A 15,206-nucleotide genomic window follows, 5' to 3' on the forward strand; every position below is an offset into this window, starting at 1 on the left:
TCTGCGGTCTGTGCAGGTGTCGAGAAGTTAACGGGCTTGGGAAAAGGTGGTTCCTGGCTGAATGTTTCGGGCGTACCTGCCCTCAGCGCGGCGACAGGAACGGGATGATCATCGGCACGCGGCGGCAATAGGCGCCGTAGGCGTCCTCGCCGAGCTCCTTGGACAGGAACACTTCTTCCATCCGGCCCTTCTGCCACATGCCGAGCGAGATCAGGATCGCGCCCAGGATCGTCGTGACCATGCCGATCGCGATCCCGGTGACGAGCATGCCGAAGATCAACCCAGTGTAGATCGGGTGACGCACGATGCCGTAGGGGCCGGTGTCGATGACGCGGTGGTCTTCTTTGTGGGTGATGGTGTTGGACCAGAACTTTCCGAGATGCAGCCGGCCCCACCAGGCGAAGGCGATGCCGGCGATCGAGAGCATCGCGGCGACATAGATGCCGCTGTCGCCGAGCACCCAGAGCGGCTTCCAGCCCAGGAGCTCCGCAACCCACGGCGTGTACAGGATGCCGCCGACCAGGATCGGCAGGCTATAGCGCTGCGACTCCAGCGTCATGACCTGCTTCTTGGTCCGGCCCTGCCAGAACGAGGCGCCCACCCAGCTGGCGAGAAAGGCGAGCCAGATCAGAGCCAGCAGTTCGGTCGGCCAGGTCGTGGTCCAGCCACCCCAGGCGACAGAGAGAAGCTTGCTGAAATCGAAGGACATGCGGAAAGGTTCTTTGGGTTGGGCGGCAGCTCAGCTGGCGCGCGAGGAGAGCGCGTGATGCTCGATGGCGCCGGAAGCGGGCGCGACGCCGCGGGCGAGAAGATGGGTGATGGTTTCGCGCAACACGGGCTCGATCGGGCGCGGCGAATAGCCGAGCTCGGTGCGCGCCTTGCCGATCGAGAGGTCGCTCGCGGCGAGCGCAATGCGCACGCCCTCGGCGGTGCCGTTGGGCGGCCGGCGCGTGATGTGGTCGGAGACGTATTCGAGCATGATCGCGGAGAGCTCGGCGATTTTGCCGGGCACGACGACCGGAAACTGCCGGCGCCCGCTCATCGCCGACATCATCCGCAGGATGTTGCCGAGCGGGACGCAGTCGCCGCCGAGGATGTAGCGCTGGCCGATGCGGCCGCGTTCCATCGTCAGCACGAGGCCCATGGCAACGTCGCGGACGTCGACGAGGTTGACCGGGAAGTTGAGGTGCGGCTGCACCTTCTTCTGCAGGAAGTACCACAGCATCGCGGTCGGCGGCGTCAGGTTGTGGTCGGCGGCGCCGATCGGCATGGTCGGCGTGCCGATCACCAGCGGGAAGCCTGCAGCCGCGGCCTTCGCGGCGCAATGCTCGGCCAGCGACTTCGACCGCGTATAGGCGCCCGGCATCGCATCGGCCCGCTGCAGCGCCTCTTCGGCGGGAACACCGCCCAGGTCGGAATAGCGGAACAGGATCGATTCCGTCGAGCAGTGCAAGAAGCGCGACACGCCGCGCTGCATCGCGGCCGCGAGCACGATTTCGGTACCGCGGCAATTGACGTCATGAAAGGCCTGCTTGTCGGCGACCCACATGCCGGGCAGGCCGGCGAGGTGATAGACCTGATCGACGCCGGCCAGCGCGGCATCGACCGCGGTGCTGTCCAGCACCGAGCCATGGGCATATTCAACGTCGGCATGCGCCGCGTCCGGCGCACGGACATCGAGAACACGCACCCGATGCCCACGGGCGCGGAGCGCTTCGACGAGATGATGTCCGATGAAGCCACTGCCACCGGTAACCAGTACGAGAGCCATGCAGAAGGTTTGCTGTTTCGCTTCGAGGACTATCGGGTTGAAAGGGAATTGGTGGGAAGAGGCGCCAGAATCGCGGCAAGGTCGCGACGGAAGCCCAATGCAATGAATAATTTTGCCATGACAAACATCGGTCCAAGCAGGAAATGCGTGGGGTGGTCGACCATCGACGGCTGCCGCTCCTCGAAAACCTTGTGGCCGACGACCTGCGCTGCGACGCCAAATCCGATCAGCACCGCAAAAATCGACCACATCATGACGATCGAGACCTGATTTCCGATCGCGGTTGCGACCGAAAGCAGCACGATCATCGCGGCGAGGATGCCAAGCCCGATCCCGGCGTCCAGCATCAGCCAGTAAACCAGCACCGGCAGGGCCAGAATCACGGCCAGACTCACCTCGATCCCGAAGATCGGGAAATGCACGAAGGTCAGCGGCAGCACGGCGCCGGTGAAGAGCAGGAGGATGCCGACCACGTGCATCGCGCAGTTCCAGGGATCGCGATGATATTCGACGTAGTCGGCCAGTTGACGTTGAAAATAACTGGCCATCTCGGTCTCGTGCAGCATGGGGTCGGGGAAGGTCGAAAAAAGCCTATAGCACCTGATAGGGCGGTGCACAAACCGGCACTATTGTCGCGCAAAACCGTTCTGTCGCGCCGTGGGACAGGTCACAAACGATCGGGACTTCAAAGGGTTCCGTCAGGCGCCGGGCACGTATGATCAGCGCTTCTTGGCGGGCTTTTTCGTCGCAGGCACAGGTGTCGCAACCGGACGCGCTGGCGCGTCATCCGGCAGCTTGGCGTAGGTCAGAATCTGCAACTGGCCGTTGACGGCCGAAGTCGGCTTGGCGCGGTCGATAAACTGCTCCTCGCCGAGGCCGATTGGGTGCAGCCGCTTGGTCGAGATCTTAAACGTGTTCACCAGCACGTCGCGGATCGCGTCCGCCCGGCGCTGGCTCAGGATCGCGTTGGCCTCGCGCGTCTTCGCATTGGATTCGACGTGGCCGACGATCAGGAAGGTGTAGGGCAGCAGGGAGGCGTGAACCAGCGCGTCGGCAATGCGGCCGACGGTCTGGTAGGACGTCGGCTGGATGATCGGCGTGTCGGCGTCGAACTGGATCTGCGCGGTGAAGGTCGGCAGGCTGGCGAGGTCTGGCGCGATCAGCGGCCGGTTCACCGGACCCGGGTCGTTCTTGATCCTGGCCTTGGCCCGCTCCATCACCTGCTGCTTCAGCGCGGGGATGTCGACCTCGGCGGCCTGTTCGAAATGGTTGAGCTTGCCGACGATGTCGTCGCGGGTCGGCGGCGCCGTTTGCGCAGCTGCCGCGTCCGCGAGCAAGGCGAGGCCGAGCGTGATGCAGAGTCCGGCGGTCGACAGCCTGTTCGCGCGCATCAGCGGTACCCCGCGTCGTCGACGGCCTTCAGGCAGTTGTTGCTGATACCCTTGGGCGTCGAGACCAGGCAGGGGACCGATTTGCTGGTTTCCTTGGTCGAGCCGCCGCAGACCTTGACGATCTCGCGCTGGCAGACGTTCGCCACGGTGACGCGGGCGGCAACGCGCTTCTGGATCGCGTCGAAGGCACCGAGATAGTCGCTCTGGCACTGCTGGGACAGCACGTCGCGGTTGCGCGACAGGCATTCCTTCAGCCGGGTCGAGTCCGGATTGACGCCGCGGCAATTGGCGACGATTTCCGCGCCGCAGCTCTTGGCCAGGAGCCCGAGCGAATCGCCAAAGCTCATGGTCTCCGCCGCCGCAAGCGACGGCATAACCAATGCCAGCACGATCGATGTGACGGAGCCCCGGACCATGGGCGCATCTGATACGGGGAAGTTCGCGATGGTCAAGGGGCGGGGAGGGAAGAAAGATGGCGCCGTAACGCTGCCGCAACAGGGCAGTGCCTCACGCCCGCTGCACGAAGCTGTCCACGACCTTCTTCTCGCCGGCCTTGTCGAAGGCGATGGTGAGCTTGTTGCCGTCGATCCTGGTGATGCGGCCGTAGCCGAATTTCTGGTGGAAGACGCGGTCGGAGAGCGAGAATTCCGAGGTCGTGCCGGTGGATTTGGCGACCAGCTCGCCCTCGATCGTCATGGGGCCGCGGCGGCGCGGGGAGAAGCTGCCGAAATCGGGCGAGGATGACGCGGACGAGAACGACGATGCCTGTTCCTCGAAGCCGCCGCTACCGCCGCCATTGCGGCCCTGTCCATTCGCCTGGCCCCGGTTGCGGTTGCCTTCCCGGTTTGCCTGGGCGCGCTGCCAGCCGGGCGTCGAATAGGTCGACCCGAAAGCCTCCATGTCGTCGAAGCGGGAGGCGCCGTAGCCGCCGGTGCCGCCCCAGGCCGAGCCGCCCTTGGATTCCGTGATCTCGACATTGGCCGCCGGCAATTCGTCGAGGAAGCGCGACGGGATCGTGGTCGACCAGGTGCCATGGATCCGGCGGTTGGTCGCGAAGTAGATTTTTGCCCGGCGGCGGGCGCGGGTCAGGCCGACATGGCCGAGCCGGCGCTCTTCTTCCAGGCCGGCGCGGCCCTGCTCGTCCAGCGTACGCTGGCTCGGGAACAGGCCTTCCTCCCAGCCCGGCAGGAACACGTTGTCGAATTCGAGGCCCTTGGCCGAATGCAGAGTCATCAGCGACACCGCGTCCTCATCGGCCCCGCTGTCGCGGTCCATCACCAGCGAGATGTGCTCGAGGAACCCTTGCAGGTTCTCGAACTCCTCCATCGAGCGCACCAGTTCCTTGAGGTTCTCAAGCCGGCCCGCGGCGTCCGCCGAACGGTCCTTCTGCCACATCTCGGTATAGCCGCTCTCGTCGAGCACGATCTGGGCAAGATCGGTATGCGCGGTGACCTCGCGCTGGGCGCGCCAGCGGTCGAACTGGGCGACGACGTCGCGCAGGGACCCGCGCGCCTTCGGCTTCAGCTCGTCGGTCTCGACCACCGCGCGCGCGGCCTCAAACAAGGGAATCCGGCGCTTGCGGGCGTGGTCGTGCAGCATCTGCACGGTGGCATCGCCAAGGCCGCGCTTGGGGACGTTGACGATGCGCTCAAAGGCGAGATCGTCGGCGGGCGAGTTGATCACGCGCAGATAAGCCAGCGCGTCGCGGATTTCGGCGCGCTCGTAGAAGCGCGGGCCGCCGATGACGCGATAGGGCAGGCCGAGCGTGACGAAGCGGTCTTCGAATTCGCGCATCTGGTACGAGGCGCGCACCAGGATCGCGATCTCGTTGAGCTTCTCGCCCTGACGCTGGATCTGCTCGATCTCCTCGCCGATGCCGCGCGCTTCCTCTTCCGAATCCCACGAGCCCGTCACCGTGACCTTTTCGCCGTCCTGGTCCTCGGTGCGCAGCGTCTTGCCGAGCCGGCCTTCGTTATGGGCGATCAGGTGCGAGGCGGCGGCGAGGATGTGGCCGGTCGAGCGGTAATTGCGCTCGAGGCGGATAACCTTGGCGCCGGGGAAATCGTGGTCGAAGCGCAGGATGTTGTCGACCTCGGCGCCGCGCCAGCCATAGATCGACTGGTCGTCGTCGCCGACGCAGCAGATGTTCTTGACGTGGGCTTTTTCAGTAACGGGGGGCGGCGCCGCATCATCGCTCTCGTCATCACCGGGCCGGCGCGAAGCGTCGAGACCCGGTGATCCATCTCGCGAAGAATCGATGGATGGCCGGGTCAATCCCGGCAATGACGGGTTGGACGTCGGCGCCTGCGACAGCAGCCTTAGCCACAGATATTGCGCGACGTTGGTGTCCTGGTACTCGTCGACTAGGATGAATTTGAAGCGCTGCTGGTACTGCCGCATAATATCCGGGTGCTCGCGGAAGATGCGGATGTCTTCGAGCAGCAGGTCGCCGAAATCGGCGGCGTTCAAGATCTTCAGTCGCTCCTGGTAGCTCGCATAGAGCTTGCCGCCCTTGCCGTTGGCGAAGACGGCGGCTTCGCCTGGCGGCACCTGCGACGGCGTCAGGCCGCGGTTCTTCCAGCCGTCGATCAGCCCGGCCAGCATGCGCGCCGGCCAGCGCTTGTCGTCGATGTTGTCGGCCTGCAGCAGCTGCTTGAGCAGCCGCACCTGATCGTCGACATCGAGCACGGTGAAGTTCGACTTGAGCTGCGCCAGCTCGGCATGGGTGCGCAGGATGCGCCCGCCGATGGAGTGGAAGGTGCCGAGCCACGGCATGCCTTCGACGGCGTGGCCGAGCATCTGGCCGAGCCGGTGCTTCATCTCGCGCGCGGCCTTGTTGGTGAATGTCACCGACAGGATCTCGGCGGGGCGGGCGCGGCCCTGGCTCAGGATGTGGGCGATACGCGTGGTCAGCACGCGGGTCTTGCCGGTGCCGGCGCCGGCCAGCACCAGGACCGGACCGTCCAAGGTCTCCACGGCGTCGCGCTGCTCGGGATTGAGCCCGGACAGGTATTTCGGGCCCACCGAGGCGCGCGCACGCGCGGCAATGCCGCCGGCTGCGGGCTGGTGGTCGGGGACGCTGGTGATCTTGCTCGGCTCGGTCATGCGAATCATTGGCCCCACGATGGCACCGCGGGGTTGCGGAAGGGAGCCTTCATAACAGGGATTGGTGCCTATATGGGGCGCCGGGAAGAGGTTTTCCACGTGCGCGGCGGGGCGATTTTGTTCCTGCGGGCAGGCGAATTTCCGGCGGCAGCGGGCCGGAACCAATGTTCCGAGTTGGAGATTGTTTGGGCAAGTGAGGCGCGTCAGTCGCGCCGTTCGCGGACAGTCATTGAAACAGAGGTTTTGACCATGCTGAGCTGGGTTGTGACGTTTCTGATTATCGCACTGATCGCGGGTATTCTGGGCTTTGGCGGCCTCGCCGGCGCATCGATCGAGATCGCCAAGATCATCTTCTTCATCGCGGTTGTCCTGTTCCTGGTCTCGGCCGTGGTCGGATTGGCCCGCGGCCGCACCAGGGTCTAGCGGCGCTTACCGCTTCGAGGGCATCGCCACGTTTCGGCCGATGCCCTCGGGCCGCGGCAGGGCGCTGTGGGCCTTGGCGACCCCGGCGATACGCTGCTGGATGTCGGGTGGAAACGGTGCAACGCGCCGCGCGTTCATGTCCATATGCAGCGACATGTTCTCCGAGGTGGCCGACAGCCAGCCTTCGGTGGCATGCCTCATCTCCTCGAACGTGTGCAGCCGCTTGTCGTCGGCCTCCAGCAGCCAGACCAGGATCTGCACGGGATCGCCGAGGTGGATCTCGCGCAGATAGCGCACATGGCATTCGGCAGTGAAGGTCGAGCCGTGGCGCTCCTTCTTGTAAGCAGGACCGATCCCGAGCTCGAGCCAGAACTCGTCGATCGCACGGTCGAACATCACGTTGTAATAGGCCATGTTGAGATGGCCGTTATAGTCGATCCATTGCGGCTCGATCTGCATGATCGAGGTCCGGAACGGCTCCGCGTTGGGGGCTGTGGCGGCGGTGTCGGGCATGTTTCCTTCCCGGGCTATGCGTTCGGTCGCTTGACTTGACCGGTTAGATGTCCTTTGCCACGGTTCTTCTGTCGGGAGGAATGTCCGTGGGTACGACCATCACCAATAATCCGCCGCGGCCGGAGCCGAAAGCCCTCGCAAGCGCGCTGGAGCAGCTTGCCGCACGGTTCGGCAACCGCCTCATCACCTCGCAGGCCGTGCGCGAGCAGCACGGCCACACCACGACATGGATCGTCAATCAGCCGCCGGACGGCGTGGTGATGGCGCAGGAGACCGCCGACATCCAGGACGTGGTGCGGATCTGCGCCAAAAACCGTGTGCCTGTCATCGCCTTCGGCACCGGCACCTCGCTGGAAGGCCAGGTCAACGCGCCCGCCGGTGGCATCTCGATCGACCTGCGCGACATGAACAAGGTCCTCGCGGTGCATGCCGAGGACCTCGACTGCGTGATCCAGCCCGGCGTCACCCGCAAGGCGCTGAACGAGCATCTGCGCGACCAGGGCCTGTTCTTCCCGATCGATCCCGGCGCGGACGCCTCGCTCGGCGGCATGGCCTCGACCCGCGCCTCCGGCACCAATGCGGTGCGCTACGGCACCATGCGCGACAGCGTGCTGGCGCTGAAGGTGGTACGCGGCGACGGCGAGATCATCACGACCGGCACCCGCGCGAAAAAATCCTCCGCGGGCTACGACCTGACGCATCTGTTCGTCGGTGCCGAGGGTACGCTCGGGATCATCTCGGAATTGACCATTCGGCTGCGCGGCATCCCCGACACGATCGCGGCCGGCGCGGTGTCGTTCGAGACCGTGCATGGGGCGTGTCAGGCCGTGATCCTGGCGATCCAGACCGGCATTCCCGTGGCGCGCATCGAGCTGCTCAACGCCGCGCAGGTCAAGGCCTGCAACGCCTATTCGAAGCTGACGCTGCCGGAGACGCCGCTGCTCTTGATGGAATTCCACGGCAGCGAGATCGAGGTCGCCGAGCAGTCCAAGGCCTTCGGCGAGATCGCCAAGGACTGCGGCGGCGGCGATTTCTCCTGGACCACCAAGCCGGAGGATCGAACAAAACTTTGGCAGGCGCGGCACGATGCCTATTGGTCGGTGAAGGCGCTGCGGCCCGGCGACAGCATCGGCGTGGTCGCGACCGACGTCTGCGTGCCGATCTCGCGCCTTGCCGAATGCGTCGGCGAGACCGAGGAGGATCTGAAGCGCCTCAATTTGTTGTCGCCGATCGTCGGCCATGTCGGCGACGGCAATTTCCACTGCTCGCTGGTCTGCGACACCAACGACGCCGACGAGATGGCGCGCGGCGAAGAGTTCATGCATCGCCTGGTCGAGCGCGCGCAGGCGATGGACGGCACCTGCACCGGCGAGCACGGCATCGGCCAGGGCAAGCAGAAATACCTCAAGGCGGAGCTCGGCCCCGAGGCGATCGACGCGATGCGCGCGCTGAAAAAGGCGCTCGATCCGCTCAACATCTTCAACCCCGGCAAGATCGTGCCGGAGGCGTAGCGCCTGCTGCGTCGCGTTCGCGGAACTTTCGGCCGCGAGACCGGTTCCAATTCCGTCAGCTTCCGATGCCTCAATGGCGCGGCTCTGCGGGAGGATGCGATGTTGCGACCGGTCATTGGAATTGCCGCGATGGCGTTTGCCTGCATTTTGGCGGGCACGGCCCTGGGCAAGGGCGGCGGTGGCCATGGCGGTGGGCACGGAGGCGGTCGTGGTGGTGGCGGGCATGGTGGCGGCCACCACGGCGGCGGCCATTTTGGCGGTAATGGCTTCGGACACGCGCATGGCGGCGGCCATCATGGCGGGCCGCATTTCGCGACGGGAGCGCGACATGGTGGTCCGAACTTCGGTCAGATCCGCAATGCGGCCGTTCGCCCCGCGAATTTCCGCAACGCTCTCAACGCGCATTCCAGCGCCTTCCGCAACAGCCGTCTGATCGGCAATCCGGCGGCGCGAGCCCAGATCGCAGCGGCGGCGGCACTGGCCGGCTGGCATGGTGCCAGCAGCGGATGGTGGCAACATGCGGGCGGCGGTTATGGCTGGGTCGGACCGCTGTTCTGGCCGTTCGCGTATAACGATCTCTACGACTACACGATCTGGGGCGATGGTCTCGGCTTCTGGGGCTACGGCTATCCGGACATCTACGCCGGCATCTTCGGGCCCTATGGCTACGACGGTCTTTCGGCCTATCTGCCGCAGCGGCCGCAGGGCCGGCGGCAAGCGCGCGGCGTTGCGCTGGATCAGCTTTGCGGCAGCGACCGCCGCGAAATCGTCGGTCTGCCGATCGACCAGATCGCCGCTACGGTGCAGCCGAGCGAGGCGCAAGGCGCAAGCCTCGACGAGCTCGGCAACGCCTCGATCCAGGCGGCGGGCATGATCCGTGCGTCCTGCCCGGCGCAAGTTGCGGCGACGGCGCCCGGTCGGCTGGCGGCGATGCAGCAGCGCATCGAGGCGATGGAGAAAGCTGTCGATCTCGTTCAGCCCGCCCTGGATAATTTCTACGGCTTGCTCTCGGACGAGCAGAAGGCGCGCTTCAATGCGCTGGCCCAGGACCAGCGTCGCGCGACAGCTTCCAACAACACCGAGGGATCGCTGGTCCAGAATTGCGGGGCGCCTGCCGCGCTCGATTGGCCCAGCACCGACATCGAGGCGCGGCTTCATCCCAACGACACTCAGCGCGCTACGCTACAGGTGCTCCAGGATACCAGCGCCAGGGTCAGCGCATCGCTCAAGGCGGCCTGCCAGCCCAGCGACGTGATGACGCCGCCGGCGCGAATGGCCGCGGTCCGCAAGCGGCTCGACATCATGCTCGACGGCGTCAAGTCGGTTCGCGCAGCGCTGGAGGACTTCTACGGCACGCTGAATGACGAGCAGAAGGCCCAGTTCGAGGCCATCGGACCACGCCGGACGTCGTGAATGCGTCCCGAGTCAGGGAGTGTCGCGGAAGAATCGCCTCGCCCATTTCGATAGGCCTCTCTATGCTCAGCGAGCCTGAAGAGCGGCAATACGGCGGCTGGAAGACCGCGGGTGGTGGGGCGATGAAGTGGTTCGCGAAGCGGAAGCCGGCGGACATCTGGGACGAGACGATCGAAGGGCCGCTCGGCGACATCGAGGCCGCCGAGCGTATCCGCGCCATTTGTGAGGCCGCGGCCACGAGCGCGGCAGGTTCCGCGCGCAACGACAAGCGGGAGAGCGGGCGTTACGAGCGCGCGGCCAAGGTCGCGATGGAAATCGCGATGAAGATCTCGGATGGATTGATGCGCGATGATGCGGTCCATCGCATCGTCAAACTCTGCATGAAGGCCGACGACCTCAAGACCGCGCAGATCCTGTTTCGCGCGATCCATGCCAGCTGGATCCGCGAGACGATCCAGCGGGATCACCCGACGCTGGCGGAGTGATGGCTGACCGTTGCCGCATTGAAGGCGCTTCCTCTCCCGCTTGCGGGAGAGGGTTGGGGAGAGGATATCTCCGCAGCGGGACAATCCCCAGGAGGAGAGAGCCCTCACCCGGCGCTCCGCGCCGACCTCTCCCGCAAGCGGGAGAGGTTACAGCGAGTTCGCGGCTCCGCCTGCGTGACCCAACTGCCATTCCTGTTTCGCCAGCTTGCGCACGGCCTCGTCCACGCTGTGGAAGACGTGCTCCTTCGGCAGCACGTCGTACAATCTGAATCGCTCGAATGCCTCCTGCGCGCGCACCGATTCCAGCCGGGCCAGCGCGACCGTGACGCCCTGTTCGCTACACGCCCTGAACACGTCGAGCAGGATCTGCGCGGCGGTGAAGTCGATCTCGACCATGCCGCTGGCCTCCAGCACCAGCAGCTGCGGCGTCGCCGCGCCGAGCACCTTGCCCACGTCGCTGCGGAAGCCTGGCGCATTGAGGAACGAGAGCGGCGCCTGCAGTCCGATCACCGCGACGCCGGCGATGCGCTCGCCGGTGATGTGCGGATGCGCGGGCCACCAGATCGTGGTGCCCGGCACGCGCTCGAACTCGACCAGCCGCGCGCGCGTCGTGCTCCAGATGCCGTGCAGCAGCGACAGCACGATGCCGAGGAACGCGCCCTGCTGGATCGGCAGCACGATGATCAGCGCTGCGGTGGCGGCGATCAGCAGGAATTCGCTGAAGGACTGCTTGTAGACCGTGACGATCTGCTTGACGCGGATGATGCGCAGCGCGACGAACAGCAAAATGCCGCCGAGCGCGGCGTCCGGAACGTGCTGCAACAGTCCCGTGCCGAATGCGAGCAGCGCCAGCACGATGGCAGCCGCCGCAAGGCCCGCAAGCTGCGACTGTCCGCCGGTCTCCGCGACGATGCCCGTCCGCGGCGGGCTGGCGTTGACCGGAAACGCGCCGAACAGGCCGGCCAGCACGCTGCCGGCGCCCGCGCCGAGGAAATCGCGGTCGACATCGGCCGGCTTGTCGGGATCGGACGGGAACGACCGCGTCGTCGCCGCGGTCTGCACCATCACCACGATGGTGATCACGAAGGCGAGCGGCACGAGACGCACCCATTGCTCCGGTGCAAGCATGGGGAATGTCGGCCGTGGCAGTGTGCCCGGCACCGTGCCGACGACGCTCACGCCCTTGGTCTCGAGGCCGAGTGCGATCGTGGCCAGCGTCGCGGCGACGAGCCCGATCAGCGCGCCGGGAATTTTTGCGCTGACCTTCTCGGAAACGAAGACCACGGCCAGCACGCCGAAGCCGATGCACAAGGTGAAGGGATTGACCCGGCCGAGCTCGGTGGCGAGCACGCCAATGCGATCGAGCGTCGGCCCGCTCGGCGATTCCAGCCCGAGCACGCCCGGCAGTTGCGAGACGATGATGTGGACCGAGATGCCGGCGAGGAAGCCGACCATCACCGGCACCGACAAGAGATTGGCGATGCCGCCGAGGCGGAAGGCGCCGCCGGCCAGCATCATTGCGCCGACCATCAGCGCCAGCGCGATCGCAAGCCCCTGATATTCGGGCGAGCCGGCAGCGGCCAGTGCGGCAAGCCCGCCGGCGAAGATCGGCGTGATCGTGGAATCGGCGCCGCAGGACAGGAAGCGATTGCCGCCGAGCAACGCAAATCCGAGCGAGCCCGCCATGAAGGCGAAGAAGCCGAGCTGCGGCGCGAAGCCGCCGAGCCGCGCCGTGGCCATCTGCTCGGGGATGGCGATCGCCGCCAGCGTCAGCCCCGCCATGAGATCGCCGGGCAGGGAATAGGACGCGAGTGAGCGAAACAGCGGCCAGGCATGCTCCTTTGAGCCCTTGGCGTGAGCGTCGTGCGGCATCGATGAGAAATCCCCGGAAATTCCTGTCCGCTGACAAGACTACAGCATTTCCGTATCGGGAAGCGGCAGACGCAATTTCCCTGCATCGCAATGACGGAGGACGGATTGTCCTCCGCGTCACGCGAGCTGTGGTCTCAGTACCGGCTGCGATAATTGTCGCCGCGTCCGTAGCCGCCACCGCCGTGGCCACCCATGCCCATGCCGAGACCGATGCCGACACCAATTCCGACGCCGACGCCGACGGCTTCGGGCGACGGGCCGGGCGGCGGCGCGCGCTCGTAAACCAAGTCATCGGGCGGCGGCCGGCGCGGCTTCGGCGGCGTCTCGACCACCTTGCGCTTCGGCGGCGTAGCGTCGACGCGCTTCTTGATGACGGGGGCGACCGCCGGGTTGACCGGCGTTGCCGGTATCGACGGTGTCGAGCACGGGCAGGTCGGCGCCAGCGCGACGGCGACCGGAGCGGGAGCGGCCGCGACCGCAGCAGGCAGGGCGTAGTTGCGGTTCTGCACCCGGAGCAGCAGCCTGCGCGCGGTGGCGGCGAGGTCGCTGTTGTCCCAGTTCGCCAGATAAGCCTCGAACGAGGCCCGGGTGTTGATCGAGGTGGCCCGCTCCCAGGCCAGCATCTGGCGCCGGCGCTCCAGGATCGTGCGCAGGCGCGGCGTGAATGACGCCTGCGCGTACAGCTCGACATAGGCCTGATACGCCTCGACTGTGTCGTCGGCGATCACGAGCTCATAGGCGGCCTTCGGCTCCTTGCCCTGCAAATCCTTGCGCCAGTCCGCGACGCTGCGCGTGCCGCCGGCCAGCGCCATGGAGGACGCGCCGGGAACCGCTGGCTGCTGGCTGCTGCTCTCGCCGCCGAAGAACTTGAAGTCGGTCGTCAGCGACGAGCTCTCCCAGGGAATCTGCCGCCCGTCGGTCGATTGCGCCACGGAGATGCGGATGCGCTTGAAGACCTCCTCGATCGGCAGATTGGGCTGCTTGGCGACGGTCAGCGCCGCAGTGGTGTACGGGCTGTCGATGCCGCTGCCGTCCTCGGCCTCCGCGCCGGGCGAGGTCGAATAGGAAATGAAGGAGCCGGGCGCGCCGGCCTTGGTGTCGACGATCGCGAGCCCGTGGCCGGCGCCGCTGAGCGCCGGGAAGGGATTGTTGCGGCAGGCATCGAGCATGAAGATGCGGGCCCGCGTCGGCAGTGCGCCGAGCGTGTTGAGCAAATCGTTCAGCCGTACGCCCTGCAGCGGAATGTCGGCCTCGCGCTTGGGGTCGAGATCGACCGGCACCAGATAATTCTCGCCGTCGATCTGAAGGCCGTGGCCGGCATAGAACACCAGCGCGACGGTGTCGGCGCCGCTGGCGCTGACCTTGCCGGCGAAATCCGAGATCGCCTGACGCATGTCGTTCTGCGCCAGATTGGATGCCGTGGTGACGGTGAAGCCGGCATTGCCCAGCAGTTCCGTCATGCCCTTGGCGTCGTTGGCGGCATTGGGCAGTTCCGGCACGGTGCGATAGGCGGATTGACCGATCACGAGCGCGAGCCGCGCTTCGGCCGCGGCCCCCGTCGGCGTCATCAATTGGGTGAGTGCAAGAAGACCGGATGCGAGAAACAAATTGCGAAGGACTGGACGGCGCATGGTGTCTCCTCCACCGGCAATATGCGCGATGATGTCACCTTTTCTAGGTCGCTGCCACGCGTCTGTCTGTGCACTGGATCACGCTGCAAGCTGCGGCAAAATGGGGCAGCGGAACTGCCGGAGCTGGCGCGTCAGGCCGTGCGCCGTCAGAACAGTCCGCGATCCCAGGGCGGCTCGGGCGCAAAATGCGCAGCGAGAAAGTCGATGAAGGCGCGCACCTTGGCGGGCGGACGCCGGTCGGGCAGGTAGACCGCGTGCACCGCCGAGGTCTGGACCTCCGGCTGGTCGAGCGGAAGCGCGACCAGCGTGCCGACGCGAAGGTCGTCGGCGATGATGAAGGTCGGCTGTCGCGCGAGGCCGAGGCCCGCCAATGTTGCCGCGCGCAGCGCATCGCCATTGTTGGCGCGCAGGGTGCCGCTGACCTGGACGCGGATCTCGCCATCGACGCCGAACAGCCATTCCGCCGCGCTCGCCTGCTGCGAGAGCGTGTAGCCGAGGCAGTTATGGGCGGCGAGGTCGGCGACGCTGCGCGGCGTGCCGTGCTTCGCCAGATAGGACGGCGCGGCGCAGACGACCATGCGGTTCGGCGCGAGGCGTCGCGCCACCATGCTGGAGTCGCGCAGCTTGCCGATGCGGATCGCGAGGTCCCAGCCTTCCTCGGCGAGATCGACGAGGCGGTCGTTGAGGCCGAGCTCGACGGTGACCTCGGGATGGCGTTCCGAAAACTCGGCGATGGCGGGCGCGATTTGCCGGGTGCCGAACACGACGGGGACATTGACCCGCAACAGCCCGCGCGGCTCGACGCGCTCGCGCGCGACCGCGGCGTCGGCGGCCTCCATGTCGGCGAGGATGCGCTCGGAGGATTCCAGATAGCTCCGTCCGGCCTCGGTGATGGACAGCCGCCTTGTGGTCCGGTGGAACAGTCTTGTGCCGAGCCGGGCTTCGAGCGCGGCGACATGCTTGGTCACCATGGTCTGCGACAGGCCCATGGCCCGGGCCGCGCCGGACAGGCTCCCGATCGCCGCGACCTTGGCGAAGACTTCCAGGCTGGTCAGCCGGTCGAGCATTCATCTCACTCTACTGGTGTGAGG

Annotated in this window: 14 protein-coding genes; 4 read left to right on the top strand and 10 right to left on the bottom strand. The window is 66.3% G+C overall.

What is annotated here, in order from left to right:
• Positions 1-82: 82 nt before the first annotated feature.
• The 6 genes from OC450_RS02600 to OC450_RS02625 all read right to left on the bottom strand — a co-directional run bounded on the left by OC450_RS02600 (position 83) and on the right by OC450_RS02625 (position 6,276).
• Positions 83-709, bottom strand: a complete 627-nt coding sequence (locus OC450_RS02600) for a methyltransferase family protein (RefSeq protein ID WP_211384545.1) — start codon at positions 707-709, stop codon at positions 83-85.
• 30 nt (positions 710-739) lie between these two features.
• Positions 740-1,771, bottom strand: coding sequence for an NAD-dependent epimerase/dehydratase family protein (locus OC450_RS02605; RefSeq protein WP_211384546.1), 1,032 nt, complete (start codon positions 1,769-1,771; stop codon positions 740-742).
• Between the two features lie 29 nt (positions 1,772-1,800).
• On the bottom strand, positions 1,801-2,337 hold the full coding sequence (locus OC450_RS02610; RefSeq protein ID WP_211384547.1) for a DUF962 domain-containing protein: 537 nt from the start codon (positions 2,335-2,337) through the stop codon (positions 1,801-1,803).
• Between the two features lie 153 nt (positions 2,338-2,490).
• Positions 2,491-3,162: an OmpA family protein gene (locus tag OC450_RS02615; protein WP_211384548.1), complete on the bottom strand. Its 672-nt coding sequence runs from the start codon at positions 3,160-3,162 to the stop codon at positions 2,491-2,493.
• Positions 3,162-3,578, bottom strand: coding sequence for a hypothetical protein (locus tag OC450_RS02620; RefSeq protein WP_211384549.1), 417 nt, complete (start codon positions 3,576-3,578; stop codon positions 3,162-3,164). Before OC450_RS02620 ends, OC450_RS02615 begins: the two co-directional genes overlap by 1 nt.
• Before the next feature lie 91 nt (positions 3,579-3,669).
• Complete coding sequence (locus OC450_RS02625; protein ID WP_262047109.1) at positions 3,670-6,276, bottom strand: ATP-dependent helicase; 2,607 nt, start codon at positions 6,274-6,276, stop codon at positions 3,670-3,672.
• A 240-nt stretch (positions 6,277-6,516) separates the two neighbouring features.
• On the opposite strand from OC450_RS02625, the gene OC450_RS02630 reads away from it, so the two are divergent.
• Complete coding sequence (locus OC450_RS02630; protein ID WP_211384551.1) at positions 6,517-6,690, top strand: DUF1328 domain-containing protein; 174 nt, start codon at positions 6,517-6,519, stop codon at positions 6,688-6,690.
• A 6-nt stretch (positions 6,691-6,696) separates the two neighbouring features.
• Here OC450_RS02630 and OC450_RS02635 read toward each other — a convergent pair whose 3' ends face one another.
• Positions 6,697-7,203: a thioesterase family protein gene (locus tag OC450_RS02635; protein WP_262047110.1), complete on the bottom strand. Its 507-nt coding sequence runs from the start codon at positions 7,201-7,203 to the stop codon at positions 6,697-6,699.
• A gap of 86 nt (positions 7,204-7,289) precedes the next feature.
• Between OC450_RS02635 and OC450_RS02640 the strand changes: the two genes are divergently transcribed.
• The 3 genes from OC450_RS02640 to OC450_RS02650 all read left to right on the top strand — a co-directional run bounded on the left by OC450_RS02640 (position 7,290) and on the right by OC450_RS02650 (position 10,612).
• Positions 7,290-8,714: an FAD-binding oxidoreductase gene (locus OC450_RS02640; RefSeq protein ID WP_211384553.1), complete on the top strand. Its 1,425-nt coding sequence runs from the start codon at positions 7,290-7,292 to the stop codon at positions 8,712-8,714.
• Between the two features lie 99 nt (positions 8,715-8,813).
• Positions 8,814-10,127: a Spy/CpxP family protein refolding chaperone gene (locus OC450_RS02645; RefSeq protein ID WP_211384554.1), complete on the top strand. Its 1,314-nt coding sequence runs from the start codon at positions 8,814-8,816 to the stop codon at positions 10,125-10,127.
• 122 nt (positions 10,128-10,249) lie between these two features.
• Complete coding sequence (locus OC450_RS02650; RefSeq protein ID WP_211384807.1) at positions 10,250-10,612, top strand: hypothetical protein; 363 nt, start codon at positions 10,250-10,252, stop codon at positions 10,610-10,612.
• A gap of 147 nt (positions 10,613-10,759) precedes the next feature.
• Here the strand turns inward: OC450_RS02650 and OC450_RS02655 are convergent, their stop codons facing one another.
• From OC450_RS02655 to OC450_RS02665, 3 genes are all read right to left on the bottom strand, one after another.
• A complete protein-coding gene (locus OC450_RS02655) occupies positions 10,760-12,484 on the bottom strand; it encodes a SulP family inorganic anion transporter (protein WP_211384555.1) in 1,725 nt (574 codons plus the stop codon).
• A 134-nt stretch (positions 12,485-12,618) separates the two neighbouring features.
• Complete coding sequence (locus OC450_RS02660) at positions 12,619-14,115, bottom strand: caspase domain-containing protein (RefSeq protein ID WP_262047111.1); 1,497 nt, start codon at positions 14,113-14,115, stop codon at positions 12,619-12,621.
• Between the two features lie 146 nt (positions 14,116-14,261).
• Positions 14,262-15,182: a LysR family transcriptional regulator gene (locus OC450_RS02665; RefSeq protein WP_256806065.1), complete on the bottom strand. Its 921-nt coding sequence runs from the start codon at positions 15,180-15,182 to the stop codon at positions 14,262-14,264.
• Between the last annotated feature and the right edge of the window lie 24 nt (positions 15,183-15,206).

This window comes from Bradyrhizobium sp. Bra78, assembly GCF_024519855.1.
GTDB lineage: Bacteria > Pseudomonadota > Alphaproteobacteria > Rhizobiales > Xanthobacteraceae > Bradyrhizobium > Bradyrhizobium japonicum_G.

Excerpts from the sequence above, each read along its gene's own strand:
- OC450_RS02600 (WP_211384545.1), bottom strand. The coding sequence starts at position 709 with ATGTCCTTCGATTTCAGCAAGCTTCTCTCTGTCGCCTGGGGTGGCTGG.
- OC450_RS02605 (WP_211384546.1), bottom strand. The coding sequence starts at position 1,771 with ATGGCTCTCGTACTGGTTACCGGTGGCAGTGGCTTCATCGGACATCAT.
- OC450_RS02610 (WP_211384547.1), bottom strand. The coding sequence starts at position 2,337 with ATGCTGCACGAGACCGAGATGGCCAGTTATTTTCAACGTCAACTGGCC.
- OC450_RS02615 (WP_211384548.1), bottom strand. The coding sequence starts at position 3,162 with ATGCGCGCGAACAGGCTGTCGACCGCCGGACTCTGCATCACGCTCGGC.
- OC450_RS02620 (WP_211384549.1), bottom strand. The coding sequence starts at position 3,578 with ATGGTCCGGGGCTCCGTCACATCGATCGTGCTGGCATTGGTTATGCCG.
- OC450_RS02625 (WP_262047109.1), bottom strand. The coding sequence starts at position 6,276 with ATGATTCGCATGACCGAGCCGAGCAAGATCACCAGCGTCCCCGACCAC.
- OC450_RS02630 (WP_211384551.1), top strand. The coding sequence starts at position 6,517 with ATGCTGAGCTGGGTTGTGACGTTTCTGATTATCGCACTGATCGCGGGT.
- OC450_RS02635 (WP_262047110.1), bottom strand. The coding sequence starts at position 7,203 with ATGCCCGACACCGCCGCCACAGCCCCCAACGCGGAGCCGTTCCGGACC.
- OC450_RS02645 (WP_211384554.1), top strand. The coding sequence starts at position 8,814 with ATGTTGCGACCGGTCATTGGAATTGCCGCGATGGCGTTTGCCTGCATT.
- OC450_RS02650 (WP_211384807.1), top strand. The coding sequence starts at position 10,250 with ATGAAGTGGTTCGCGAAGCGGAAGCCGGCGGACATCTGGGACGAGACG.
- OC450_RS02655 (WP_211384555.1), bottom strand. The coding sequence starts at position 12,484 with ATGCCGCACGACGCTCACGCCAAGGGCTCAAAGGAGCATGCCTGGCCG.
- OC450_RS02660 (WP_262047111.1), bottom strand. The coding sequence starts at position 14,115 with ATGCGCCGTCCAGTCCTTCGCAATTTGTTTCTCGCATCCGGTCTTCTT.
- OC450_RS02665 (WP_256806065.1), bottom strand. The coding sequence starts at position 15,182 with ATGCTCGACCGGCTGACCAGCCTGGAAGTCTTCGCCAAGGTCGCGGCG.